General features: G+C 72.0%; 20 protein-coding genes. 10 read left to right on the forward strand and 10 right to left on the reverse strand.

Annotated features, from left to right (window positions below; translation table 11 throughout):
- Positions 1-42: 42 nt before the first annotated feature.
- Entirely contained in the window at positions 43-984 is a 942-nt protein-coding gene (locus ACRDTB_RS21375) for a 5'-3' exonuclease (RefSeq protein WP_431432862.1), read from the reverse strand.
- Between the two features lie 135 nt (positions 985-1119).
- Between ACRDTB_RS21375 and ACRDTB_RS21380 the strand changes: the two genes are divergently transcribed.
- Positions 1120-2253, forward strand: a complete 1134-nt coding sequence (locus ACRDTB_RS21380) for a M24 family metallopeptidase (protein ID WP_431432863.1) — start codon at positions 1120-1122, stop codon at positions 2251-2253.
- A complete protein-coding gene (locus ACRDTB_RS21385) occupies positions 2250-2705 on the forward strand; it encodes an Lrp/AsnC family transcriptional regulator (RefSeq protein ID WP_431432865.1) in 456 nt (151 codons plus the stop codon). The genes ACRDTB_RS21380 and ACRDTB_RS21385 overlap by 4 nt, the downstream gene beginning before the upstream one ends.
- Here the strand turns inward: ACRDTB_RS21385 and ACRDTB_RS21390 are convergent, their stop codons facing one another.
- Positions 2706-3449, reverse strand: coding sequence for a class I SAM-dependent methyltransferase (locus tag ACRDTB_RS21390; RefSeq protein WP_431432867.1), 744 nt, complete (start codon positions 3447-3449; stop codon positions 2706-2708). It abuts the gene before it with no gap.
- A 69-nt stretch (positions 3450-3518) separates the two neighbouring features.
- Between ACRDTB_RS21390 and ACRDTB_RS21395 the strand changes: the two genes are divergently transcribed.
- Complete coding sequence (locus ACRDTB_RS21395) at positions 3519-4091, forward strand: CGNR zinc finger domain-containing protein (RefSeq protein WP_431432869.1); 573 nt, start codon at positions 3519-3521, stop codon at positions 4089-4091.
- 94 nt (positions 4092-4185) lie between these two features.
- Here ACRDTB_RS21395 and ACRDTB_RS21400 read toward each other — a convergent pair whose 3' ends face one another.
- From ACRDTB_RS21400 to ACRDTB_RS21415, 4 genes are all read right to left on the reverse strand, one after another.
- On the reverse strand, positions 4186-5046 hold the full coding sequence (locus ACRDTB_RS21400; RefSeq protein WP_431432871.1) for a phosphatidylinositol-specific phospholipase C/glycerophosphodiester phosphodiesterase family protein: 861 nt from the start codon (positions 5044-5046) through the stop codon (positions 4186-4188).
- A 120-nt stretch (positions 5047-5166) separates the two neighbouring features.
- Entirely contained in the window at positions 5167-6234 is a 1068-nt protein-coding gene (locus tag ACRDTB_RS21405) for a GDSL-type esterase/lipase family protein (RefSeq protein WP_431432872.1), read from the reverse strand.
- A gap of 97 nt (positions 6235-6331) precedes the next feature.
- Complete coding sequence (locus ACRDTB_RS21410; RefSeq protein WP_431432874.1) at positions 6332-7762, reverse strand: S28 family serine protease; 1431 nt, start codon at positions 7760-7762, stop codon at positions 6332-6334.
- A gap of 309 nt (positions 7763-8071) precedes the next feature.
- Positions 8072-9523: a KamA family radical SAM protein gene (locus ACRDTB_RS21415; RefSeq protein ID WP_431432876.1), complete on the reverse strand. Its 1452-nt coding sequence runs from the start codon at positions 9521-9523 to the stop codon at positions 8072-8074.
- A 110-nt stretch (positions 9524-9633) separates the two neighbouring features.
- Between ACRDTB_RS21415 and ACRDTB_RS21420 the strand changes: the two genes are divergently transcribed.
- The 7 genes from ACRDTB_RS21420 (at position 9634) to ACRDTB_RS21450 (ending at position 17823) form a co-directional block, all read left to right on the forward strand.
- Positions 9634-10647 (forward strand): L-erythro-3,5-diaminohexanoate dehydrogenase, encoded by a 1014-nt coding sequence (locus ACRDTB_RS21420; RefSeq protein ID WP_431432878.1) that lies wholly within the window; start codon positions 9634-9636, stop codon positions 10645-10647.
- Positions 10644-12125: an amidohydrolase gene (locus ACRDTB_RS21425; protein ID WP_431432880.1), complete on the forward strand. Its 1482-nt coding sequence runs from the start codon at positions 10644-10646 to the stop codon at positions 12123-12125. Before ACRDTB_RS21420 ends, ACRDTB_RS21425 begins: the two co-directional genes overlap by 4 nt.
- A 23-nt stretch (positions 12126-12148) precedes the next feature.
- Positions 12149-13723, forward strand: a complete 1575-nt coding sequence (locus tag ACRDTB_RS21430) for a lysine 5,6-aminomutase subunit alpha (protein ID WP_431432882.1) — start codon at positions 12149-12151, stop codon at positions 13721-13723.
- Between the two features lie 139 nt (positions 13724-13862).
- Positions 13863-14705 (forward strand): OAM dimerization domain-containing protein, encoded by an 843-nt coding sequence (locus tag ACRDTB_RS21435; RefSeq protein WP_431432883.1) that lies wholly within the window; start codon positions 13863-13865, stop codon positions 14703-14705.
- Positions 14706-14733: 28 nt separating this feature from the next.
- Positions 14734-15120, forward strand: a complete 387-nt coding sequence (locus tag ACRDTB_RS21440; RefSeq protein WP_431432885.1) for a hotdog domain-containing protein — start codon at positions 14734-14736, stop codon at positions 15118-15120.
- 40 nt (positions 15121-15160) lie between these two features.
- Entirely contained in the window at positions 15161-15658 is a 498-nt protein-coding gene (locus ACRDTB_RS21445) for an N-acetyltransferase family protein (RefSeq protein ID WP_431432887.1), read from the forward strand.
- A 104-nt stretch (positions 15659-15762) separates the two neighbouring features.
- Entirely contained in the window at positions 15763-17823 is a 2061-nt protein-coding gene (locus ACRDTB_RS21450) for an AMP-binding protein (RefSeq protein ID WP_431432888.1), read from the forward strand.
- 6 nt (positions 17824-17829) lie between these two features.
- On the opposite strand, the gene ACRDTB_RS21455 is transcribed toward ACRDTB_RS21450, so the two are convergent.
- The 4 genes from ACRDTB_RS21455 to ACRDTB_RS21470 are packed head-to-tail and all read right to left on the reverse strand — an operon-like array spanning position 17830 to position 22477.
- Positions 17830-18483, reverse strand: a complete 654-nt coding sequence (locus ACRDTB_RS21455; protein ID WP_431432890.1) for a cyclase family protein — start codon at positions 18481-18483, stop codon at positions 17830-17832.
- 37 nt (positions 18484-18520) lie between these two features.
- Positions 18521-19960 carry a dynamin family protein gene (locus ACRDTB_RS21460; RefSeq protein ID WP_431432892.1) on the reverse strand — a complete coding sequence of 480 codons (1440 nt, stop codon included), beginning with the start codon at positions 19958-19960 and terminating at the stop codon, positions 18521-18523.
- On the reverse strand, positions 19957-21789 hold the full coding sequence (locus ACRDTB_RS21465) for a dynamin family protein (protein WP_431432894.1): 1833 nt from the start codon (positions 21787-21789) through the stop codon (positions 19957-19959). Before ACRDTB_RS21465 ends, ACRDTB_RS21460 begins: the two co-directional genes overlap by 4 nt.
- Positions 21790-21799: 10 nt before the next feature.
- Positions 21800-22477 carry an IniB N-terminal domain-containing protein gene (locus ACRDTB_RS21470; protein ID WP_431432896.1) on the reverse strand — a complete coding sequence of 226 codons (678 nt, stop codon included), beginning with the start codon at positions 22475-22477 and terminating at the stop codon, positions 21800-21802.
- Positions 22478-22631: the final 154 nt, after the last annotated feature.

Genomic DNA, 22631 nt, shown 5'->3' on the forward strand with positions numbered 1-22631 from the left:
CTCACACGAAGATCCACGAGACGGTCCCCCGCGAGACCGTCCCTAGTTTCCTGCGGCCGCCAGTGCGGCGAGGAGGCGGTCCACGGACGCGCCGAGGTCCCACGTCTCCTGCAGTGCCCGGACCCGGTCCAGGTCGCGCGGCGCGGCGGGCACGGCGTCGGGCCGGTCCACGGTCACCGCGGCGTCGACCGCCACGCGGACCACGAGCGGTGCGGCGGCGACGTACGCGGCGGCGTCGGAGAGGGCGGTCTTGACCCGCAACGGCACCAGCTTGTCGCCCGCGGCCGCGGCGGCGAGCAGGCCCTCCAGCGAGCCGAACCGGGTGATCAGCTTCGCCGCGGTCTTCTCGCCGACCCCGGTCACGCCGGGCAGCCCGTCGGAGGGATCTCCGCGCAGCAGCGCCATGTCGGCGTAGGCGGGCCCGCTGTTCTCGGGTGGCAGGTCGTAGCGCGCGGCCAGCTCGCGCGGCCCGAGCACCTCCGCCTTCGCCCAGCCGCGCCCGACGTAGACGACCGACACCGGTGTCGGCTCGTCACGCACCACCTGGAACAGGTCCCGGTCGCCGGAGATGACCTCCACCGGGTGGGTCGTCTCGCGGTGCGCGAGCGTGCCGATCACGTCGTCGGCCTCGTAGCCGGCGGCCTCGGCCGTGGCGAGGCCGACCGCGTCCAGCAGGTCGAGGATGATCGGCACCTGCGGGGTCAGCGTGTCCGGCACCTCCTCGATGTTGTTGACCGGGTCGGCGACCCGGTGCGCCTTGTACGAGGGCAGCGCCTTGACCCGGAAGGCCGGTCGCCAGTCGGCGTCCATGCAGGCCACGAGCCGCGACGGCTTCCGCTCGGTCAGGATGCGGGCGACCGTGTCGGCGAACCCGCGCACGGCGTTGACCGGCGTCCCGTCCGGGGCGGTCATCGAATCGGGTAGCGCGAAGTAGGACCGGAAGTACAGGCTCGCCGAGTCCAGCAGCGCGAGGGGACCACTCACGGGCGCAAGCCTGCCATGCCGGGAGGCGCGAGTGACAGTGCCCCGACCGGGGCCGACCCGGGTAGACGTGGGCGGACGCCGCGCCGACATGTCGCTGACATGAGGCACCGGACGCCAGGGACTAGGCTTTCCCGCATGTCGACCACCGTTCCCGCGATCGATCCGACGGCACTGCGCGCGCGGCTGGACCGTGCCCGGGAGGCCGCCGGAACCGCCGGCGTGGACGCCCTGCTCATGGCACCCGGCTCGGACCTGCGCTACCTGCTCGGCGGGACCGGCACCTCCTTCGAGCGGCTGACCTGCCTGGTCGTGCCCACTGGCGCGCCGGCGGTGCTCGTGGTGCCGAAGCTGGAGGCGCCGGGCTACGCGGCGGTGCCGACCGAGGAGCTGGGCGTCGAGATCGCCACCTGGGTCGACGCCGAGGACCCGTACACGCTGGTCGCGTCGCGGCTCGGCGGGGTGTCCCGGGTGGCGCTGGGCGACATGATGCCGGCGCTGCACGTGCTGGGCCTGCGCCGCGCGCTGCCGGGCGCCGAGCAGGTCCTGGCCGGGCCGATCGTGCGCGAGCTGCGGATGCGCAAGGACGCCGCCGAGGTCGCCGCGCTGCGCCGGGCCGGTGCGGCGATCGACCGGGTGCACGCGCGGATGGCGGAGTTCGTCCGGGTCGGCCGTACCGAGGCGGCGGCCGGCGCGGACATCGCGGCCGCGATCGTCGAGGAGGGCCACACGGTCGCCGAGTTCGTGATCGTCGGTTCCGGCCCGAACGGCGCGAGCCCGCACCACAGCCTGTCGGACCGGGTGTTCGAGGCGGGCGACGTCGTGGTGGTCGACATCGGCGGCCCGGTCGCGGAGGGCTACTGCTCGGACAGCACGCGCACGTACGTGCTCGGCGAGCCGCGCCAGCAGGACGTGGCCGACACCTACGCGGTGCTGCAGGCCGCGCAGGCGGCGGCCGTCGAGGCGGTCCGGCCGGGTGTGGCGGCGCAGGACGTCGACGCGGCGGCGCGCCGGATCATCGCCGACGCCGGGTTCGGCGAGTACTTCATCCACCGCACCGGCCACGGCATCGGGCTCGACGTGCACGAGGACCCGTACATCGTCGCGGGCAACACGCTGCCGCTCGAGCCGGGCATGGCGTTCTCCGTGGAGCCGGGCATCTACCAGCCGGGCCGGTGGGGCGCGCGGATCGAGGACATCGTGGTGGTCACCGAGGACGGTGTCGAGCCGCTGAACGTCCGGCCGCACGAGCTGACCGTCCTTCCGGCATGACGGCCTCGGAGTTGGAGCCGATCGACCAGGCCATCGCCCGCGAGCTGTCCGCGGACGGCAGATGCAGCTTCACCGATCTCGCCGAACGGGTCGGCCTGTCGGTGTCGGCGGTACACCAGCGGGTGCGCCGGCTCGAGCAGCGCGGCGTGATCCGCGGGTACTCCGCGCACCTCAACGCCGAGGTGATCGGGCTGCCGCTGACCGCGTTCATCTCGCTGACGCCGATCGACCCGGCAGCGCCGGACGACTATCCACAGCGGATCAGCCACGTCCGCGAGATCGAGGCGTGCTACTCGGTGGCCGGCGACGAGTCCTACATCCTGCTGGTGCGGGTGGCCTCCCCGGCGGCGCTCGAGGACCTGCTGCGCCGGATCCGCGAGTCCGCCAAGGTGTCCACCCGCACCACGGTCGTACTGTCCACTCCGTACGAAGGCCGCTCGCCGGCGCTGTAGTTACCGGACCGCGACGAGCACGTGGTCGTCGCCGAACTGCCAAACGGGGGCGGCCTCGGTGAACCCGGCCGCCCGCAGCAGCTCCGCGTGCTGGCCGACGGTCAGCTCGTTCTCGGTGTGGTCGATCGGCGTGGCGGGGCGGCCGTCGAGCAGTGGGGCCAGCTCGGTGTCCTCGCCCAGCGCCTGCCACCACTGCGCCCAGTCCTCGTTGTTCCCGGTGCCGGCGCGGGCGGTCCGGGCCTCGCGCACGGCCGCCGCGATCGTGTCCACAGTAGACATTCCGGGGGCCATGTGGTCGGCGTTGACGAACACGCCTCCGGGTCGCAGCCGCTCGGCCAGCGTCCGGTACAGCGCGGCGAGCGAGTCGGGGTCGAGCCAGTGCAGGGCGGTCGAGGACACCGCCGCGTCCCACGGTCCGGCGAGCCCGGTGCGGTCCGGCCAGGTGGGGTAGCCGAGGTCGGCCTGGACCAGCCGCACCCGCGGCCCGGTGTTCGCCGCGCCGAGGCCGAGCAGCAGCGGGTCCGCGTCCACCCCGACCACGTCCACCCGGGGGAGCGCGGCCGCGAGTCTCGCCGAGAGTGATCCCGGGCCGCAGCCCAGGTCGACCACGCTGGCCGGCCCGGTGCCGACCGCGGCCCGGACGACGTCGATGACCACCCGGAACCGCTCCTCGCGGTCGGGGACGTAGCGCTCCTGCTGCGCGTCCCAGCGCCGGACCCACCGCTGTGCCGTCGTACCCTGCATCGCGCACCTCCATAACTGTCTATATTGTCAATGGCAGTGACGTTAGCTGGCGGAGAGGTAACTGGTCAAGTGAACTTTGACAGTCATACGAGCGACGTCCTGACGTACGCGGTGCGGTTGATCAACGACGTGACGCCCGGAGAGCGCCACGGTCGGCGGTTCACGCGGCCGGTCGACCTGGTCGCCGCGGTACGGGAGGTGGTGCCGTACGCGCGAGCGACCGGCCACCCGAGCGAGTCGGAGGCGGCGGAGCTCGCGGGCTGGGCGACCCGGTTGCGGCGAGTCGTCGAGCTGGTCGATGCCGGCGAGGTGGACGGCGCCTGCTTCGAGCTGAACGCGATCATGCGCGCCACGGGCGCGATGCCGATGCTGGCCCGGCACGACGGCGAGCCGTGGCACCTGCACTTCCACAGCGCGGACGCGGAGTGGGCCGTGGGCTGCGCCGCGTCCATGGCCACCGCGCTGGCGATCGTGCTGGGCAACCCGGCGGTGGACCGGCTGGGCATCTGCAACGCGGCCGGCTGCGACCGGATCTACGTCGACATCTCTCGCAACGGCACCCGCCGCTTCTGCTCGACGGCATGCCAGAACCGCGTCAAGGCGGCGGCCTTCCGCGCCCGCAGGACCGCCACCGCCGACTGACTCCGCCGCCCGCGATCAGCTCGTCGGCCCGAGAGGTCCACCGAGGACGAACGGGCCGGCGGCGCCCGTCGCGCGGACGCCGCCGGCCGGTGGGTCAGGCCGCGGACACAGCCGCCGCGCGCAGGAACTTCTCGAGCCCGGCGAGGTCATCGGTGTTGATGTGGTCCACCCCGGCCGCCACTAGCTCGCGCCAGACCGCGTCACGTTCGGGTCCCGGTGCGTCGGGTGTCGCCCAGAAGCGGACTCGCTGGCCGGCCGCGTGGGCCGTGTCGACGATCTGCTTCAGCTCGGCCCGCTCGTCGGCCGGCATCTCGCCCGTGCCCTGCCAGGAGAAGAGCGTGGTCCAGTTGTCCGACACCAGCGGGGTCAGCCGGGCGTCGTCCCCGGGGCCGAGGTCGTCGGGGTCGGCGATGCGGCCGTCGTAGAACGCGAACCGGGTCTGTTGGGACTCCATCGTGGCGCGCGGCCGGTTGCCGGAGACGACCGCGGTCACCGGGCCGCGCCGGACGTGGCCGAAGCGGTAGGCGCTCCAGAGGAACCGGTACCGCGGCGAGCGCAGCACCGCGTCGAGGGCGGCGTAGGTGGACTCGCCCTCGGTCTTGATGTCGATCAGCAGCTGGAAGTCGACGCGCTCGCCCGGATAGATGCCGCCGTGGGTCACCTTGTGCCGCAAGGGATCCAGGTAGAGCGACCGCAACGTCCGGTCGGGGTCGAGATCCTCCGGGTCGTGCGCCACGAGCAGCTCGCCGTCCGCGAGGAAGATGTCCGCCTCGACGCTCGTGAAGCCGTGGTCGAGCGCGTCGAGGAGGGGACGGTCGTGCTCGTAGTCGTTGTGCGCGTGGGCCTGGGGGAGAGGCGCGACGCCGTGGGGTGGGCTCGCGGCCGCCGGGAGCGTGGCGGCGACGAGTCCGACCAGGGCGAGGAGCAGGAGCAGGGAACGATGCAGGGCCCGCACGTCGTGACCTCCGTCGGTTGAGGAAGCGGGTGTGCGGTCACCGTAGGGCACCTTGGTGAACGCTGGGCACCGTCAGGTGGCCGATTCCGGGACCGACAAAGGGCCGATTCCGGGACCGACTCAGGGACCGACGCTGCTCGCGGGGTGCAGGTCGCCGCCCTCGCCGGCCAGGCAGGCCGCCGCCTGGTCCGGCGTGTACAGGAACTCGCCCAGGCAGCCGCCGATCTGCTCGTGGCCCGTCGCGTTGGGGTGGAAGGACTCCTGCAGGGCGTGCGTCGCGCGGTCCTCGTGCTGCAGGTCGTCCCACTTGACCGCCAGCCGGCGGAACCACTCCGTGCTCTGGTCACGTTCGTTGGAGCACGCCTCGTGGCCGATGCCCGCCCGGGACAGGTCCAGGAACCTCGCGCCGACCCGCGCCGCCGCCTCCCGGACCCCGGCGGTGAGGACCGGGACGGCGTCGCGCTGGACCCAGCGCAGGTCGTCGGAACGGAACGGGCAGCCGGACAGGTCCTGCAGACCGTCGGCCACGTTCGGGCCGACGGGCGCCGCGTACGACTGGACGATCAGCTGGTAGTCGGACTCCTCGTAACCGGCGTTGCTCATCACCGTCCGGATGTCCTCGAGCGCCCGAACCAGCTTCGGCACCATCTTGTCCACCCGCTGCGACCACTCCGGCCCGACGGACTCGCCGCACGGCTCGCCCCGGCCGGTCCACGCCTCGACGCATGCGTCGAGCACGTGCGAGAACGCCGGCTCGTCGTTCGCGCCCGCCCCGACGACGACCGCGGCCACGCGGTTGCCGGCCGCGATCGCCGCGAGCCGCTCCGCCTGGGACGGCTCGGTGTACTGCTCGACGTCGCCCAGCCCGACCTGCGGGGACGGCGCACCCGAGCACGCCAGGTTGAACGTCCGGTCGATCGTCTCCAGGCCTGTCTGGTGGATCGAGGCGTGCCGGGAGCGGTGGCACCAGTTGCCGTCCTCGCCGTCGGTGCCCTCCTCGTATTCGCCCGCGCCCTCGCCGGAGATCGTGCTGTCGCCCATGGCGACCAGCACGCGCGGCGCGTCCTGCGGTGGGCCGGGCAGCGGGGTGGGGTCGGGTGCGCGGCCGTCACTCACGAGCAGAACCGTGCCGAACAGCAGGATCACCACCGCGAGCGTGACCCACGCTCGCCATCCGGTCGGTCGCATCGCGCTCAAGGGTAGCTGCCGGCGGGCCGCCGACACGAGAACGGCGCCCCCCGGTTGCCGGGGAGCGCCGTTTCGTGACCGCCGTTGGTGACCTGGGTCAGAGCGGGCGGCGGATGTTCCGCGGGTCCCGCTGGTCGAGCGCGCGGGTCTCCGCGGACTCGGCGGCCGGGGCGGCGCTCACGCCGGCCCAGCGCAGGACCGTCGCGGTGGCGGCGGCCCGGTCGGCCGGGTTCAGCGCCTCGATGTCCGCGCCGTGGTTGGCGCCCGGTGCCGTGTAGGTGTAGGAGTCCTTGTCGCTCGGGTGGAACGGCTCGGCACCCCACGGGTCGTTGGAGCCGTAGACGAACAGCATCTCGCTCGCGTCCTTGCTCACCCACCGGTCCACGTCGGTCATCGGCCACGGGTCGTGCGCGGAGCGCAGCTCCGGCGGCAGGCTGGAGTTCGCCACGTAGAGGTTCGGGTAGTGCAGCAGATCCTTGAGGTAGGAGAACTTCGGCTGCGGCCAGCCGAGCTGTGTCGCGGCCTGGTAGTAGTACGGCGTGTACGGGAGGATCCCCTGGTCGGCGTAGAACGAGAAGCTCGCGACGCTGTCGATGAAGTCGAAGATCTCCTGGTCGGTCGCGGTCCGCGGCGGCACGGCGCCGCAGTCGGCCTCGCTCGAGTACTGCCAGAACGCCCACTCGGTGTCGAGCACGGTCATCTCGAACGCCTTGTCCGTCGAGCCGAAGACCCGCTCGAACGAGAGGTCGTTCTCGGCGGCGTACTGGTCGTACAGGTTGACCAGGTTCGTGCGCCGGGACAGCGCCTCCTGCTGGAGGTCCTTCAGCGCGGTGCGGCACGCCGGGGTCGAGCCGACGCTCGCGAAGAAGTCGTCGTACGCCCGGTCCTGCTTGTTGTTCGGGTCGTTGGGCGCGACGTAGGCGACCACGCCGTCCACGTCACGTTGGTAGAACCGGCGGTGGTAGACCGAGGTCATGCCGCCCTTGCTGGCGCCCGTGGAGATCCACTTGGCGGCGTAGATCGTCTTCAGCGCCTGGACGATCTTGTGGTGGTCGGTGGCCGCCTGCCAGATGTTCAGCTTGGACCAGTCCGCCGGCTCCGGCCGGGACGGGGTGAAGAACCGCTGCTCCACGGAGATCTGGTTGCCGTCGACGAGCGCGGTCGGCTCCGAGCGGAACGCGACCTCCGGCATGTCGTAGCCGGTGGTGTGCAGGATCATCGGCCGGGACGTGTCGCGGTGGAGCAGCTGCAGGCGCTGCTCGAACGTCGGCCCCTGCGGGTTCGTGTGGTCGACGGACTGGCGGAAGGTCAGGAAGAAGAACCGGTAGCCGGGTGCGGGTGCCGGTTCCTCGGAGACCACCGTGAGCCCGGGGACGGCCTCGAGCTGGTCGAGGAGATCGTCCTGTGCCTGCACACCGGTCGCCGGCTCGGGTCCTGCCTGTGCCGGCAAGGCTGCCGTAAGCCCGATCATGCTCGCCGCGAGCGCGGGCAGGATCGCCGCCGCGAGCGTCCTCCTTCTGATGGACACGCCTCTCTCCCTCGCATCAGTTGGTCGCGTTGTGTGACGACCGACCTGCGAGAGTGTTCCTGACCGATCCCGCTCCCGGTAGGCCCAAAGAAGGCCACTTCACTGTGCGTTTACGTGATCACCCAGGGTGTGGCCGGTGGAGAGAGACGTACCCCGGCGCCCGGCGAGCCCAAGGCGCTCGCCGGGCACCCCGTGCCGCGAGGACCACCTCGCCGGCACCCGGAGCCGGTGGCCACGCGACCGGCCCCGGTTCGTCTACTTCGGACACCGGGCGCGCGCCGCTCCACGTGTCCCGTGTGGACGCCTAGGTCACTCCGCGTCGCCGAGCGGGTCGGTCCCTTCGCCCGCGGCCGACTCGTAGTCCGCCCACCACTTCTGGCCCGCCTCCGGGAGCGTGGCGATCGGGTCGTAGTAGGGGTACTTGCGGCCCAGCGCGTCGGGGTCGGCGCGCTCGATGCCGGTGCGATAGTTCTTCGTCCAGTACGAGATGCCGCGCTCGGTGTCGTACTCGGCGAGCTGGTGCACCCACCGTTTCCCGACATACGGCACGTCGCAGATGATCCGCGGCGTGGCGTAGCCGGGCAGGTAGCCCATGATCGCGTGCTGGAGCTGCTGGGCCTCCCACACCGCGACCCGCCAGTGCTCGGCGCCCGGGATCATGTCGCACATGTAGAAGTAGTACGGCAGGATGTTCGCTTCCCCTTGCAGGGCGAAGCACAGGTCGAGCAGGTCGTCCGGCGTGGCGTTGACGCCGCGCATCAGCACGCCCTGGTTGCGCACGTCCCGCACGCCGATCTCCAGCGCCGTCCGGGTCGCCTCGGCCACGAGCGGGGTCACCGACTGCACGTGGTTCACATGCGTGTGGATCGCCAGGTTGACGCCGCGCCGGCCCGCGGTGCGGGCCACGCGCTCGAGGCCCTCGACGACCTTCGGCTGCAGCCAGTGCTGCGGCAGGCCGGCGAGCGCCTTGGTGGCCAGGCGGATGTCCCGCACGGTGTCGATGTCGAGCAGGCGCATGAGGAACGCCTCGAGCTGGTGCCACGGCACGTTCGCGACGTCCCCGCCGGAGACCACCACGTCCCGCACGCCGGGCGTGCGCTTGAGGTAGTCGATCATCTGGTCCTGGCGGTCCACCGGCTTGAGCGCCAGCCGGTGCTTGTCGACCTGCGGGGTCGAGTTGCCGACCAGGTCCATCCGGGTGCAGTGTCCGCAGTACTGCGGACAGGTCGACAGCAGCTCGGCCAGCACCTTGGTGGGGTAGCGGTGGGTCAACCCCTCGACGACCCACATCTCCGCCTCGTGCAAGGAATCCCGCGACGAGTACGGGTGGTTCGGCCATTGTGGATCGCGGTCGCTCGCGACCGGCATCATGTACCGGCGCACGGGATCCGCGAGGAACGCCTTGGTGAACGCGTCCTGTCCCAGGTCCGCGCCCGGCGCCATCGTGTTCAGCATCTGCGGCGGCAGGAGCATCGACATCGTCGCGTGCTCGCCCTGGTCGACGACCAGGTCGTGGTAGAACGACTCGGCCAGCAGGTCGCCGACGACCGCCCGGAGCTGCTTGATGTTCTTCACGCAGTGCACGCGCTGCCACTGAGCGTCACGCCATTGGGCATCCGTGATGTCACGCCAACCCGGGAATCGTCGCCAGTCGGGCTCCACCAGCTCCCGTCTGACGTACTCGTACGGTTGCCGGGAGGTCTCGTCCACTGCTTCGGAGACCGTCGTGGCGGCTGTGACTACGCGGCGCGCTGCCGTCATCTGTTCTCCTCGTCGGTCTGTTGACGTAAAGATATGCTGTCAGAACATAGTCTAGGCGCAAATCCTACTGACGGAGGGTTGTGTTGACTTCCGCATACGGTCTACATCGTGTGCTCGAGCCGACCGGGGTGCTGCCGCAGCAAGCCTGGCGACTGTCGACAGAGACTCGCTCGTGGCCCGATGAAGTCCTCGTGGACGTCGAGGTCCTGAACCTTGACGCCGCGTCCTACCGCCAGCTACGGGAGCAGCACGGCGATCCCGATGCCGTCCGGCGCGCGGTGCTCGACATCATCACGGAGCGCGGGAAGCTGCACAACCCGGTCACCGGGTCGGGCGGCATGCTGCTCGGCGCGGTCCGCGAGGTCGGCCCGGAGTCGCCGCTGGGCCTGCGGCCCGGCGACCGGATCGCGACGCTCGTGTCGCTCACGCTCACTCCACTCCGGATCGACGACGGGTTGGCGCGCTGGAGCGGCGCGAGCGAGCAGATTCCGTGCCGCGGCACGGCCGTCCTGTTCGGACGCTCGATCGCCGCCGTGCTCCCCGACGACCTGCCCGACGAGCTCGCCCTGTCCGTGCTGGACGTCTGCGGCGCGCCCGCGCTGACCGACCGCGTGGTCCGCGAGGCCGGCACCGGCGACCAGGGCGGGCCGTCGGTGCTGGTGCTGGGCGGCGGCGGCAAGTCGGGCAGCCTCTCGCTCGCCGCGGCCCGCCGGGCCGGGGCGGGCCGGCTGGTCGCGCTCGTACCGACCCGGGCGGAGGCGGACGCGGTGCGCGCCGCGGGCCTCGCCGACGAGGTCGTGCTCGCCGACGCGCGTGACCCGGTCGCGGTGGCGGCGGCGGTCGGCGCGCGGGCGGACGTCACGGTCGTCTGCGTGGACGTGCCGGGCTGCGAGCACGGCGCGATCCTCGCCACCGTGGACGGCGGCACCATCGTGTTCTTCTCGATGGCGACCTCGTTCTCCGCGGCCGCGCTGGGCGCCGAGGGGCTGGCCGCCGACGTCCGGATGCTCATCGGCAACGGCTACGTCCCCGGGCACGCGACGTTCGCCCTCGACCTGCTCCGCTCGACCCCGGGGGTTCGCGACCTGTTCGAGCGGCGGGAACGGCAGACTTCTCCCACATGACGACCCTCTACACCGGCGGCCGGATCCACGGCGGCGATCTCGGCGGCGGTCTCGGTGGTGCCGCGACCGCGCTGGCCGTCGAGGACGGCGTGATCACCTGGGTCGGGACCACGGCCGACGCACCTCCGGCGGCCGCGACGGTCGAGTTGGCCGGCGCGCTCGTGGCACCCGCGTTCGTGGACGCGCACGTGCACGCCACCTCGGCCGGCCTGCTGCGCACCGGGCTGGACCTCACCGGGGCCGGGTCACTCGGCGACGTGCTCGACGCGGTCCGGGACCGGGTTCGAGCCGAGCCGGGCGTGCTCGCGACCGGCCACGGCTGGGACGAGACGCGGTGGCCGGAGAACCGCCCGCCGACCCGTGCCGAGCTGGACGCGGTCGCCGGCGCCACCCCGGTGTACCTGACCCGGGTCGATGCGCACTCCGCGCTCGTCTCGACCGCCCTCGTGGACCTCGCGCCGGCCACCCTCACGGCCGCCGGCTGGTCGGACGAGCGACCGCTCACCCGCGATGCGCATCACCACGTCCGTGGCGCCGCTCGCGACTCGATCACCGCCGAGGCGCGCCGCGCGGCCCAGCTGTCGTTCCTGCGGCACGCGGCGTCGATGGGGGTGGCCTGCGTGCACGAGTGCGGCGGTCCGGACCTCGCCGGCGCGGAGGACTTCCGCGAGTTGCTCGCGCGCAGCGGCCCGCTGCCGCGGGTCGTCGGCTACTGGGGCGCGTTCGGCGCACGGCCGCCCGGCGCCCGCGGGCTCGCGGGCGACCTGTTGGTCGACGGTGCGCTCGGTTCCCGCACGGCGGCGCTGCGCGAGCCCTACGCCGACGCGCCGGAGACGACCGGTGCCCGCTACCTCGATGCCGAGCGGATCGCCGAGCACCTGGTCGCGTGCTCGGAGGCCGGGGTCCAGGCCGGCTTCCACGTGATCGGCGACGACGCGGTCGGCGCGGTGGTCGCCGGCTTCCGGCTGGCCGAGAAGGTGGTGGGGGAGCAGGCGCTCGGCGCGGTCCGGCACCGGCTGGAGCACCTGGAGATGATCACCGAGGAGCAGGCCGCGGAGCTCGCCCGGTTCCGGGTCGTCGCGTCGGTGCAGCCGCGCTTCGACGCGGAGTGGGGCGGCCGTGACGGCATGTACGCCCAGCGGCTCGGTGCCGACCGGGCCGCCGGGCTCAACCCGTTGGCGATGCTCGCCGCGAGCGGGCTCACGCTCGCGTTCGGCTCGGACGCGCCGATCACCCCGGTCGACCCGTGGGCCACGGTCCGCGCCGCGGTGGAGCACCGCACACCCGGCGCGGGGCTCACGTTCGACGACGCGTTCGCCGCGCACACCGCCGGCGGCTGGGTCGCGGCCGGCGAGACCGGCGGGACGCTGGAGGCCGGTGCGCCGGCCACGTTCGCGGTGTGGCGCGGTGAGACCTGCGTGCGCACCGTCCTCGATGGAGACACGATCTACCGCGGCGAGAGCGAAGGAGCGGAGTGATCGATGAACACGGAGGTGTCGTGATGGCCTTGCTCGACCTCGATCCCGACGTGGTCGCCACCGCGCGCGAGCTCGCGGCGCGGGCAGCCGAGCCCGTGGTCGGGATAGCCAGAGCGCACACCACGGTCGCCGTGGAGCGCGCCACGCTGCGCCTCGCCGGCATCACCGGCGCCGACTCGACCCACCGGGCCGGCGACGTGCCGTGGGTGAACCGGGTGGTCGACACCGTCCGCGAGCACTGCGGGCTCGAGCACGGCGTCGTCGTCCCGGCCTTCCACGCGATGCGCGAGCACGGGCTCGCGACCCTGACCGAGCTGGCCGAGGCGACGGCCGCCGGCCAGGTGCGGTACACCGTCCCCAGTGGACGCGACGCGGAGCGGTCGGCACGGGCCGGCCGTACCGCGGTCGCCAGGGGGCTGCGTACCGTCGACCGCAACCGGAACCAGCGCGACAGGCTCGTCGCCCGGTTCGGCAACCCGCCGCAGCGGCCGTGGATCTACCTGATCGTGGCGACCGGGGACATCGACGAGGACGTCGTGCAGGCCGCGAACGCCGCCCGCGCGGGAGCGGACATCATCGCGGTGATCCGCTCGACCGGACAGTCCCTTCTGGACTACGTGCCGGAAGGTGCCACGCACCACGGGTTCGCCGGCACCTACGCCACGAGTGAGAACTTCCGCATCATGCGGGCGGCGATGGACGAGGTGTCCAAGGAGGTCGGTCGCTACATCCGGGTGACGAACTACGCGTCCGGGCTGTGCATGCCGGAGATCGCCGTGCTGGGCGGGCTGCAGCGGCTCGACATGATGCTCAACGACTCGATGTACGGCATCCTCTTCCGCGACATCAACCCGATCCGCACGTTCGTGGACCAGCGGTTCTCCCGCCAGGTGCACGCCCGCGCCGGCATCGTGATCAATACCGGCGAGGACAACTACCTCACCACCGCCGACGCCGTGGACGCCGCGCACACGGTCACCGTGTCGCAGCTGCTCAACGAGCACTTCGCGCACGAGGCCGGGCTGCCCGACGAGCTGCTCGGACTCGGCCACGCGTTCGAGATCAACCCCGCGGTGCCAGAGTCGTTCCGGCTGGAGCTGGCGCACGCGCTGCTGGCCCGCGAGCTGTTCCCGGACGCCCCGCTGAAGTGGATGCCGCCGACCAAGCACATGACCGGCGACGTCTGGGGCGGCTACCTGCTGGACGGGTTCTTCAACCTCGCCGGTGTCCTCACCGGACAGTCGATCCTGCTCGTCGGCATGATGACCGAGGCGGTCGTCACGCCGTTCCTGTCCGACCGGGACCTCGCGCTGCGCAACGTGAAGTACGTGCTGAACGCGGCGGCCGGGCTGCGCGAGGACTTCCGCCCCGCGCCGGACGGGTTGATCGTCAAGCGGGCGCACCAGGTGCTCGGCGAGGCGGTCGACCTGCTGGACCGCATCGTCCGCGACGGCCTGCTGAACGCGATCGCCGACGGCACCTTCGGGTTGATGAAACGACCGCCGGAAGCGGGAAAGGGCGCCGACGGCGTGATCGAGAAGGCCGACGGCTACGTCAACCCGGCCGCGGACATGCTCGAGTCGAGGGACACAAGATGAGACACCTTCTCGGCACCTCAGGCGGCCACATTCTCAGCGGCACCTCAGGGGAACGTGACGCAAGCCGGCCACAAGTACGCGCCCAAACAGGAACGTTCCTGTACGACGTGACCACAAGAGTCAATTGCGGGGAGGCGGAATGAGCCACGTCCGGCCCTACGGGGACACCACCGGCGACGGCATGGTGCAGGTGTCGTTCACGCTGCCCGTGCCACCCGGGCCGAAGGCCGAGGGCGCGGCCCTGCAGCTGGCGAGCAAGATGGGGCTCGACCCGGCGATGGTCGTGCACTCGCACGGCATCGGCGGCGAGTTCACGTTCTTCGTCGTGTACGGCTCGGCCAGGCACGTCGTCGACCTCGACGCGGTCACCGTCGTGGCACGCGAGTACCCGCTGCTCACACCGTCCGAAGTGAACACGACGGTGCGGAAACTGTTGCGCCGCAAGCTGGTCGTGGTCGGCGGCTGTATCGGCACCGACGCGCACACCGTCGGCATCGACGCGATCCTCAACATCAAGGGCTTCGCCGGGGAGAAGGGGCTCGAGTACTACCGCGAGCTGCGGGTGGTCAACCTCGGCGCGCAGGTCACCGTGCCCGAGCTCGTGAAGTGCGCCCGGTCGGAGAAGGCCGACGCGGTACTGGTGTCCCAGGTGGTCACCCAGCGAGACGCGCACATCCTGAACACGCAGGAGATGTCGGCCGCGTTCCGCGAGGCGATGGGCGACCGCCGCCCGGTGCTGATCGCCGGCGGCCCCCGGTTCGACCCCATGATGGCGGCCGAGCTCGGCGTGGACCGGGTGTTCGGCCGGGGCACCACACCCGGCGAGGTCGCCAGCTACGTCGTCCACGCCTTGCAAAACAAAGACAAGCGTCGCCAACCGCACCTGAGAGGAACGGGAGAAAATTGCCAACCGCGCCTAAGGGGAACGGGGCGCAAACCAGCCACCGGTACCTCGACAACGAACCACACCAACTCAACGTAACCAAAAGAACAAATTCCGGGGAGGCGGGATGACCGTGGGGTTCTCGGTGACGCACCGGCGGTACGTGCCGTACGCGCACGCGCACTACGGCGGCAACCTCGTCGACGGTGCCTACGGCCTGGCGCTGTTCGGTGACGTGGCGACCGACCTGTCGATCCACACAGACGGCGACGAGAGCCTGCTGGCCGGGTACTCGAACGTCGAGTTCCTCGCCCCGATCCAGGCCGGTGACGTCGTGGAGGTGACCGCGACGCTGGTACGGATCGGCAACAGGTCGCGTGACATCGAGTTCACCGCCCGCGTGCTGTGCCGCGCGGCGCCGGGGCGTGGCCCGTCCGCCGCGGACGTGCTGAGCCCGCCACTGGTCGCCACCACGGCGAAGGCGACCGTCGTGGTAGCGCAGGCGGCCGGATAACTCGATTGCCGGCGGCCGGCCGCCGATCTAGCGTCGGTCCGTGACCGGGACCGAGACGATCACCGTGCGCCGGCTGACCCCGGACGACTGGCGGACCTGGCGCGAGGTGCGCCTCGCGTCGCTGGCGGACGCGCCGCATGCGTACGGCTCGTCGCTCGCCCGCGAGGAGGGGTTCGGCGAGGCCGACTGGCGGCAGCGGCTCGATCCGGCCAACGGGATGACGGCGGTCGCGACCCTCGGCGACCGCGTCGTCGGGGCGGTCGGCGGGTACACGCCACCCGGTGCGGACGCCGTGCTGCTGATCGCGATGTGGGCGGCGCCCGCGGTTCGGGGGCGGGGTGTCGGCGGCGCGCTCGTCCGCGACGTTCTTGCCTGGGCACGGGAAAACGGCTGGTCGCGGGTCGAGCTGCGGGTCGCCGATGGCAACACCGCCGCGCGAGGGCTGTTCGAGCGGAGCGGGTTCGTCGCGACCGGGCTCCGTGAGCCGCTGGAGAGCGATCCCACGGTGGGCACCGAAACCCTGGTACGCAAGGTTTAGTGGCCTTGAAGTCCCATAGAACGGGACGAAGGTATTGCCCCGAATGGAGCACGCTGCTAGTAAATATAGCTCTAGACGTTCGCCCTTGCGAACGGAGGGGCTTCGTGTCGACAGACCTGGTGGAAGTGGTCGAGCGCATCGACCATCCGCGGGAGCGGCTCTGGAGCGTCGTCAACGACCTGGAGTCGTATCCGCGGTTCGTCCGTGAGATCGCGTGGGCGCAGCGGACCAGCCACGCCGAGACGGGTGTCGGTAGCCAGTACGAGGTCCGGTTCAGCATCGAGCAGGGGCCGGTGGCCCGACACGACGTGGACGTGCTGGTGCACCGCCCGCCGGAGCACCTCGTGCTGATCAGCGACCGGTGGCCGGGCGGGCACGTGTCGATCCGGCTCACCCCGCTCGCGCGCAGGCGGACGGAGATACAGCTCGCGATCTCGCTCCCGAAGGGCTCCCGGCTGCCCGAGTCGTGGCTGCGCAAGCGGGCCCGCAAGGCGATCTCCCTCGTCGACGACCACCTGGCCGGCCGGCCACTGACCGTCTCGCGCAGCCGGCTCGACCAGGCCGCGACCAACCAGAGCCAGCTGGGCGTCGCACGGATCCTCACCAAGGCCGGTGTCATCTCGCCCGGGCGGCCGGACCGGGTGGTCCGGCAGCTGAACGCGCTCGCCAAGTGGGGGGCGACCGTCGCCGGCGGGTACGGCGCGGCGACCGCCCGGGCGCCGCGCGACGACGCGATCGCCGACGAGTTCGGCACCCTGACCTTCCGCGATGTCGACGCCCGGACGGACCGGCTCGCCAACGCGCTGCACGAGTACGGGGTCAAGCAGGGCCGGCGCATGGCGGTGATGTGCCGCAACCACGGCGCGATCGTCGAGTCGATGATCGCGTGCGGCAAGCTCGGCGCCACGGTCCTCCTGCTGAACACCGGACTGTCCGCGGACCAGGTCACCGACACCGTGCACACTCACCGGCCGGTCGTGATCGTGGCCGACGACGAGTTCTTCCCGCTGTTCGAGTACCTGCCCCCGGCGCTGCCCTGCATCCGCACGTGGGGTGACGGCGTGCCCAGCCTCGACACGCTGATCGAGTCCGGGTCGACGGCGAAGCTCAAGCCCCCGGCGGCCCGCGGCAAGATCATCGTGCTGACGTCCGGAACGACCAGCAAGCCCAAGGGCGCGCGGCGGCGCAACCCGCACGGGCTGCGCACCGCGGCGGCCGTGCTCTCGCGGATCCCGCTGCACGCGGGGGAGCGGATGATGATCGCCGCGCCGCTGTTCCACACCTGGGGGCTCGCGGCGATGCAGCTCGGCATGCCACTGCACGCGAAGCTGGTGTTGCAGCGGCGGTTCGACCCCGAGGAGACGCTGCGGCTGATCGAGGAGCATCGGGTCACGTCGCTGTTCGTCGTTCCGATCATGTTGCAGCGCATCATGGATCTCCCCCGCGGGCTGGTTCGCAACTACGACACGTCCTCGCTGCGGGTGGTGGCGAGCAGCGGGGCCCCGCTGTCGGCGAGGCTGGTCGCCTCGTTCATGGACGTGTTCGGCGACGTCCTCTACAACCTGTACGGCTCGACCGAGGTGTCCTGGGCGAGCATCGCCGACCCGCGCGACCTGCGGGCCGCGCCGACCACGGCCGGCCGGTGCCCGATCGGCACGCGGGTCGGGATCCTCGACGGCCGCGGCCGGCCGGTGCCGCCCGGGGTGGTGGGCCGGATCTGCGTGGGCAACGACATGCTGTTCGAGGGCTATGTGGGCGGCGGCAGCAACGCGGTCTACGACGACATGATGGTCACCGGTGACCGTGGCTACCTCGACGCCGACGGCCGGCTGTTCGTGTCCGGCCGTGACGACGACATGATCATCTCGGGTGGCGAGAACGTCTTCCCGCGCCCGGTCGAGGAGTTGCTGGTGACCATGCCGCAGGTGCTCGACGCGGCAGTCGTCGGCGTGCCGGACCGGGAGTTCGGCCAGCGGTTCGCGGCGTACGTGGCGGTGCGCCCGGGCGCCGTGCTGCACGAGGCGACGGTGCGCGAGTACGTGCACGCCCACCTGCCGCGCTTCGCGGTGCCGCGCGACGTGATCTTCGTGGACCAGCTGCCGCGCAACGCCACCGGCAAGGTGGTGCGCCGGATGCTGGCCCAGGAGGGGCTCGTCAACTGGTAGGTGGCCCTACTGCAGGACGGCGACCGCGCGGACCGGGAAGCTGCCCATACCCCGGACGGGAGCCGGGAGCGCGGTCAGCCGGAAGCCGTCGTCGGGCAGGGCGGCCAGGTTCGTCAGGTGCTCGATGATCGGGATCCCGTTGCGCAGCAACGTGTCGTGCACCGGCCGGGTCGGGTCGTCGACGTCGTCCACGTTCAGCGCGTCCACCCCGACGATGGCGACGTTCGCGTCGACCAGGAACCGTGCCGACTCCGCGGTCAGGTACGGGCCGCCGTGGTGGTACCGCTCGGTGCCCCAGTGGCGCGACCAGCCGGTGTGCACCAGGACGGCCTTGCCCCACAGGCGGTCCGGCTCGCCGAGGACGTCGGGCCCGAGCACCGGCACGCCGTACGCGGACACCCGCAACGCCGGCACGTCCACCAGGCGCGCCAGCGGCAGCTCGGCGACGTCGGCGCCACCGGGGTCGTAGTGGAAGGGCGCGTCCACGTACGTGCCGGTGTTCGCCACGAGGTCGACCCGTCCGATGTGGAACGACACGCCGGGGGAGAGCTCGGCCCGCTCGTGGTAGGTGCTGACCGTCGGTGCGGGCAGGCCGGGGTAGGTCGTCATGCCGTGCTCGACGGCGTGGCTCAGGTCGACGAAGCGGCGCACGACCTCCATGCTCCCAGAATGCCGCCGTCGTGCGCGGGCGAGGTGCTCACGACGGCGCAAGGATCCCCTCGCAGGTCCGGACCACGACCCGGCACGCGTCCGCCGCGCGGCGGCCGAACATCGGGTTCTCCGCCTGACCCTGCCAGCGCCGCAGCGCGTCGAACGCGGCCCGGTGCACGTCCTCGCGCGGCGCGTCCTCGGGCAGTCCGAGCCGCGCGGGCGGCGCGTTGCCGGTACCGCCGAGCAGCCGCTCCGCCTCCTCCGCGACGGGGCCGGGCAGCTCCACCAGACCGGACCGCAGCGCGCCGAGCAGCCGTAGCTCGGCGAACTCGTGCGCGCCGGCGAGGATCCGCTCGATCTCCCGGCCCAGGCCACGCGCGTCGCCGTCGGACCGCACCACGCGGTCCAGTGCCAGCAGCGCCGAGCGGGCCTTGAGCAGGTCGCGCCGCTCGCCGAACTGGACCTGCAACACCCGCTGGAGCTCCCCCAGCCCGCTGCGGGCGACCAGCTCGTCCGCGACCGCGGTCGGGGTCGTCGAGCCCTGGCGGATCAGCGAGGTGGCCAGCCGGATGCCGAACAGGCCGAACCGGCGGACCAGCTCGCGCCGGCTCTGTCCCGAGTCGGCACGCAGGAAGCGGTCGGTGGACAGCAGCGAGGCGTCGAGCTCCGCGCGCGGCAGGCGTGCCAGCTCGGCGAGCGCGACGAACTCCGCCTGGCGCAGCGTACGGCCGGTGTGCGCGAGCAACCCGGCCACCGCGACGACGTTCTGGCACAGGCCGCGCAGTGCGGGCTCGGACCGGTAGCGCGTCGCGATCGCCCGCGCGGCGAACATCGCGTCCAGCCGGCCGGCCCCGATCTCGTCGGCCCGGGAGATCACCGCGACGGTGTTGACGGCGGTCGCCCGCGCCACGCCCTGGTCGCGGAACGCCTCGAGGAACTCGGCGTCGGCCACGTGCAGGTGGCGCATCAGGTAGAGCACCGCGTCCGCCTCGGTCGGCGTGTCGTCGTCCGGCTCCAGGAACCGCACGGTCCGCTTGGAGACGCCGTCGTTGATCGACGCGACGCCCGGGGTGTCGATGAGTGTGGTGGCCCGCAGACTCTGCGCCGGCCAGTCGACGACGAGCCGGTCCACCCGTTCGGCCGGCGTGCCGCCCAGGTCGATCTCGAGCGCCCCGTCCCGGCGGACCACCGGCAGCGCCGCGGGCCCGCCTTCCTTGGGGTACAGGACGATCCGCGGCGCCGGGCCGTTGCGGTACCAGGTCACGACCTTGGTGCACTCGCCGGCGTCGGTCGGCGCGACCGCCTCCCCGACGAGCGCGTTGAGCAGCGTCGACTTGCCCGCCTTGACCTTGCCGGCGATCGCCACCCGCAGTGGCTCGTCCAGCCGCCGCAGCTGGTGGCGCAGGTGCTCGGCGACGCGGGGCTGGTCGTGGTACGCGGCGAGCGCCGTGTGCAGCACCTGCCGCACCGCGTGGGACAGGATCACGGGAGCGCTCCCGCATTCTCCCGCGGCAGCAGGGTGCGTACCCGCGCTGCCACGGCCTCCAGCCCGGACAGCTCCGCGCCGATCTCGGCCAGCCGGGCGTCCCGCTCGGCCTTCGTCGCCTTCACCGACGTCTCCGCCGCCTTCAGCGACTCCTGCAGCGAGCGCTTCATCTGCTCGGCCTGCTGGGTGAAGTGGTCACGCAGTACCCGCTGCACGCCGCGCAGCATGTCGCGGGAGTCCTTGCCCACGTGGAAGGTCACGTCGTCGACATAGCGGCGCAGCGCGGTCTTGGCGTCGTTCTGCCGTTTCTGGACGATCCGCTTGCGCTCGTCGCCGATGGTCTTGCGGCCCATCAGCAGCGCGGCGCCGACCGAGATCGGGTTCAGCAGGGAGAAGCCCACGAACGTGCCGAGCATGCCGAACATCAGCAGGCCGGTGTAGCCGCCGCGCATCCCGGTCATCAGCCGTCGGCCGATGCTCCACACCTCGTTGTCCTTGACGGTCATCGAGCGCACCGACCGGATCGCGTCCGACGGCTCGATGCGCAGCGCCGGCAGCAGATGCGTGCGCTCCTCGTCGAAGTGCTCCGCGACCCGCTGGGCCAGGTACCGCGCGCGCTGGGTCGCCCACACGTAGTTGGCCGACGCGGCGGCCGCCGCGGACCGCTCGACCCACGTGGTGAACTGGTCCCACGTCCGGGTCGGGTCGCCGCCGTTCTGGATGACCTCCTCCGCGTCGCGGACGATCTCGCGCAGCCGGTCGCGCAGGTCGTAGTCGATGTCGGCGTTGAGGTCGGCGACGCCGTCGTTGAGGGTCTGCTGCCAGCGCGCGGACCGCTCCTTCAGGCCGGCGGCCCGCTGCTCGGCCGCGGTCAGCTCGCGGATGGTCTCCTGGACGCTCTCCGGGTCCTCCTGCGCGGCCCGCTCGGTCCGCAGCCCGGCGACGACCTGGTCGGTCACCGCGAGCACGTCGTGCACGGTGGACCGGCGGGCCAGCTCGTCCGCGCGGCCGACGACGTCCCCGCGCAGGTAGCCGACCAGCGGGGCGTAGCCGGAGTCGGCGGCCAGCTCCGCGCGCAGCTCGTCGTCCTCCGCGAGCAGCGCGTGCCAGCGCATCGTCGAGGACACGGTGAACAGCCGCGCCTCGATGCCTGCCCGCCGCAGGTGTCCGCGGTCGAGCTCGGCGATCACGCGCCACTGCGGGTACAGGTCGGTCTTGGTCAGCACGCACGCCACGTTCGGGCACACGGACACGGCCTGGCGCAGGAAGTCGAGCTCGGGTGCGGTGTACTCCTGCGACGCGTCGGACACGAGCAGCACGGCGTCGGCGGAGGGCAGCGTGGCCGCGGTCGCCGAGGCCTGCACGGAGTTGAGACCGCCGACGCCCGGGGTGTCGACGAGGACCAGCCCGCCGGCGAGCACGGCGCGCGGCAGCCCGACCTCCAGCTGGCTCAGCCGCTCCCGGTTGCCCGGGTTGCCCTGCTCGGTCGCGTAGCGGGCGATGTCGTCGAGGGGGACCGTCGCGCGTTCGGTGATGTCGCCGTCCAGCACCCGCACGAGGGTGACCGTCGGCGTCTCGGCATAGCGGACCACGGTGGGCACCGCGGTCGACAGGTCGTCGAGGACGGGGCACACGGGCGCCCCCACGAGCCCGTTGACCAGCATGCTCTTGCCCTTCTTGAACTCACCGACCACGAGCACCCGCACGTGGTCGGCCAGCAACCGCTCGCGTGCCTGCCGCAGCCGGGCCTCGAGGTCGGGTCGCTCGTACGTCGCGAGTGCCCCGAGCGCGAGGTCCACGGCCGCGACCGGCCCGGCCTTCGCCGCCATGACGCCCGCCTCACGCGATCGGGGTGTCGGCGAGCTCGGGATCGTCTTCGACCGGTTGGATGCCGGCCTCGGGCTCGAGCGGTCCGGTGCCGTCGCCGGGGTCGAGGCCGGGCTCCGGCTCGATCGGCACGTCCTCGCCCGGCTCGTCGTCGACGGGCTGGATGGTGACCACGTCGTCGGCGGGGTCGACCACCGGCTCGCCGCCGACGGGCTCTTGGTCCTCGGCGGGCTCCGTGTCGTCGTCGTTGAACGAGTCCGCCACGTTCACGACGTCGACTTCGGTGTTGATCGTGTCGTTGTCCTGGATCGCGGTGACCTCGTCCGCGGAGTTGAACGAGTCGATGATCGTCGTGTCGCGGTTGTCGAACGTGATGATCGTCTGGTCGATGTGCTTGCTCTGGTCGATCTCGAAGGTGTTGGTGGTGTGCAGGATCTCCCGCACCGGACCGCCGCCACCGCCCGTCAGACCGCCGTCGTGGTAACCGCTCTGGTGCGCGCCGTCCGGCCGCGGTCGCACGGCGCCGTCGTCGGCCATGATCAGCCGGGCGTCCCGGACATCCTGGACGGTGACGTCCCGCAGGCCCTTGTCGGCCAGGGTGCCGTCGGGGTTCTTCGCGAAGGCCCGCTGGGTGTCCTCGTCGCGCATCAGGCTCATCAGGAAGTCGATGAGCGCGGAGATGGTCGTCATGTCGATCACTCCTATGTGGATGGAAACGTACGTGGCCGGAACGCGGTGCGTTGTTCCGGCCACGTACGGTCTGGGGTCACAGGTCGATGTCGTCGAGTTCGTTGCGGATCTCGTTCTCGACCTCGGCGCGGAAGTCCTGGTCGAGGTCGGCGTC

The organism is Actinophytocola sp., assembly GCF_050699935.1.
Classification (GTDB): Bacteria; Actinomycetota; Actinomycetes; order Mycobacteriales; family Pseudonocardiaceae; genus Actinophytocola.

Excerpts from the sequence above, each read along its gene's own strand:
- ACRDTB_RS21380 (WP_431432863.1), top strand. The coding sequence starts at position 1,120 with ATGTCGACCACCGTTCCCGCGATCGATCCGACGGCACTGCGCGCGCGG.
- ACRDTB_RS21405 (WP_431432872.1), bottom strand. The coding sequence starts at position 6,234 with ATGCGACCGACCGGATGGCGAGCGTGGGTCACGCTCGCGGTGGTGATC.
- ACRDTB_RS21455 (WP_431432890.1), bottom strand. The coding sequence starts at position 18,483 with ATGGAGGTCGTGCGCCGCTTCGTCGACCTGAGCCACGCCGTCGAGCAC.
- ACRDTB_RS21435 (WP_431432883.1), top strand. The coding sequence starts at position 13,863 with ATGAGCCACGTCCGGCCCTACGGGGACACCACCGGCGACGGCATGGTG.
- ACRDTB_RS21440 (WP_431432885.1), top strand. The coding sequence starts at position 14,734 with ATGACCGTGGGGTTCTCGGTGACGCACCGGCGGTACGTGCCGTACGCG.
- ACRDTB_RS21425 (WP_431432880.1), top strand. The coding sequence starts at position 10,644 with ATGACGACCCTCTACACCGGCGGCCGGATCCACGGCGGCGATCTCGGC.
- ACRDTB_RS21385 (WP_431432865.1), top strand. The coding sequence starts at position 2,250 with ATGACGGCCTCGGAGTTGGAGCCGATCGACCAGGCCATCGCCCGCGAG.
- ACRDTB_RS21430 (WP_431432882.1), top strand. The coding sequence starts at position 12,149 with ATGGCCTTGCTCGACCTCGATCCCGACGTGGTCGCCACCGCGCGCGAG.
- ACRDTB_RS21465 (WP_431432894.1), bottom strand. The coding sequence starts at position 21,789 with ATGGCGGCGAAGGCCGGGCCGGTCGCGGCCGTGGACCTCGCGCTCGGG.
- ACRDTB_RS21390 (WP_431432867.1), bottom strand. The coding sequence starts at position 3,449 with ATGCAGGGTACGACGGCACAGCGGTGGGTCCGGCGCTGGGACGCGCAG.
- ACRDTB_RS21415 (WP_431432876.1), bottom strand. The coding sequence starts at position 9,523 with ATGACGGCAGCGCGCCGCGTAGTCACAGCCGCCACGACGGTCTCCGAA.
- ACRDTB_RS21470 (WP_431432896.1), bottom strand. The coding sequence starts at position 22,477 with ATGACGACCATCTCCGCGCTCATCGACTTCCTGATGAGCCTGATGCGC.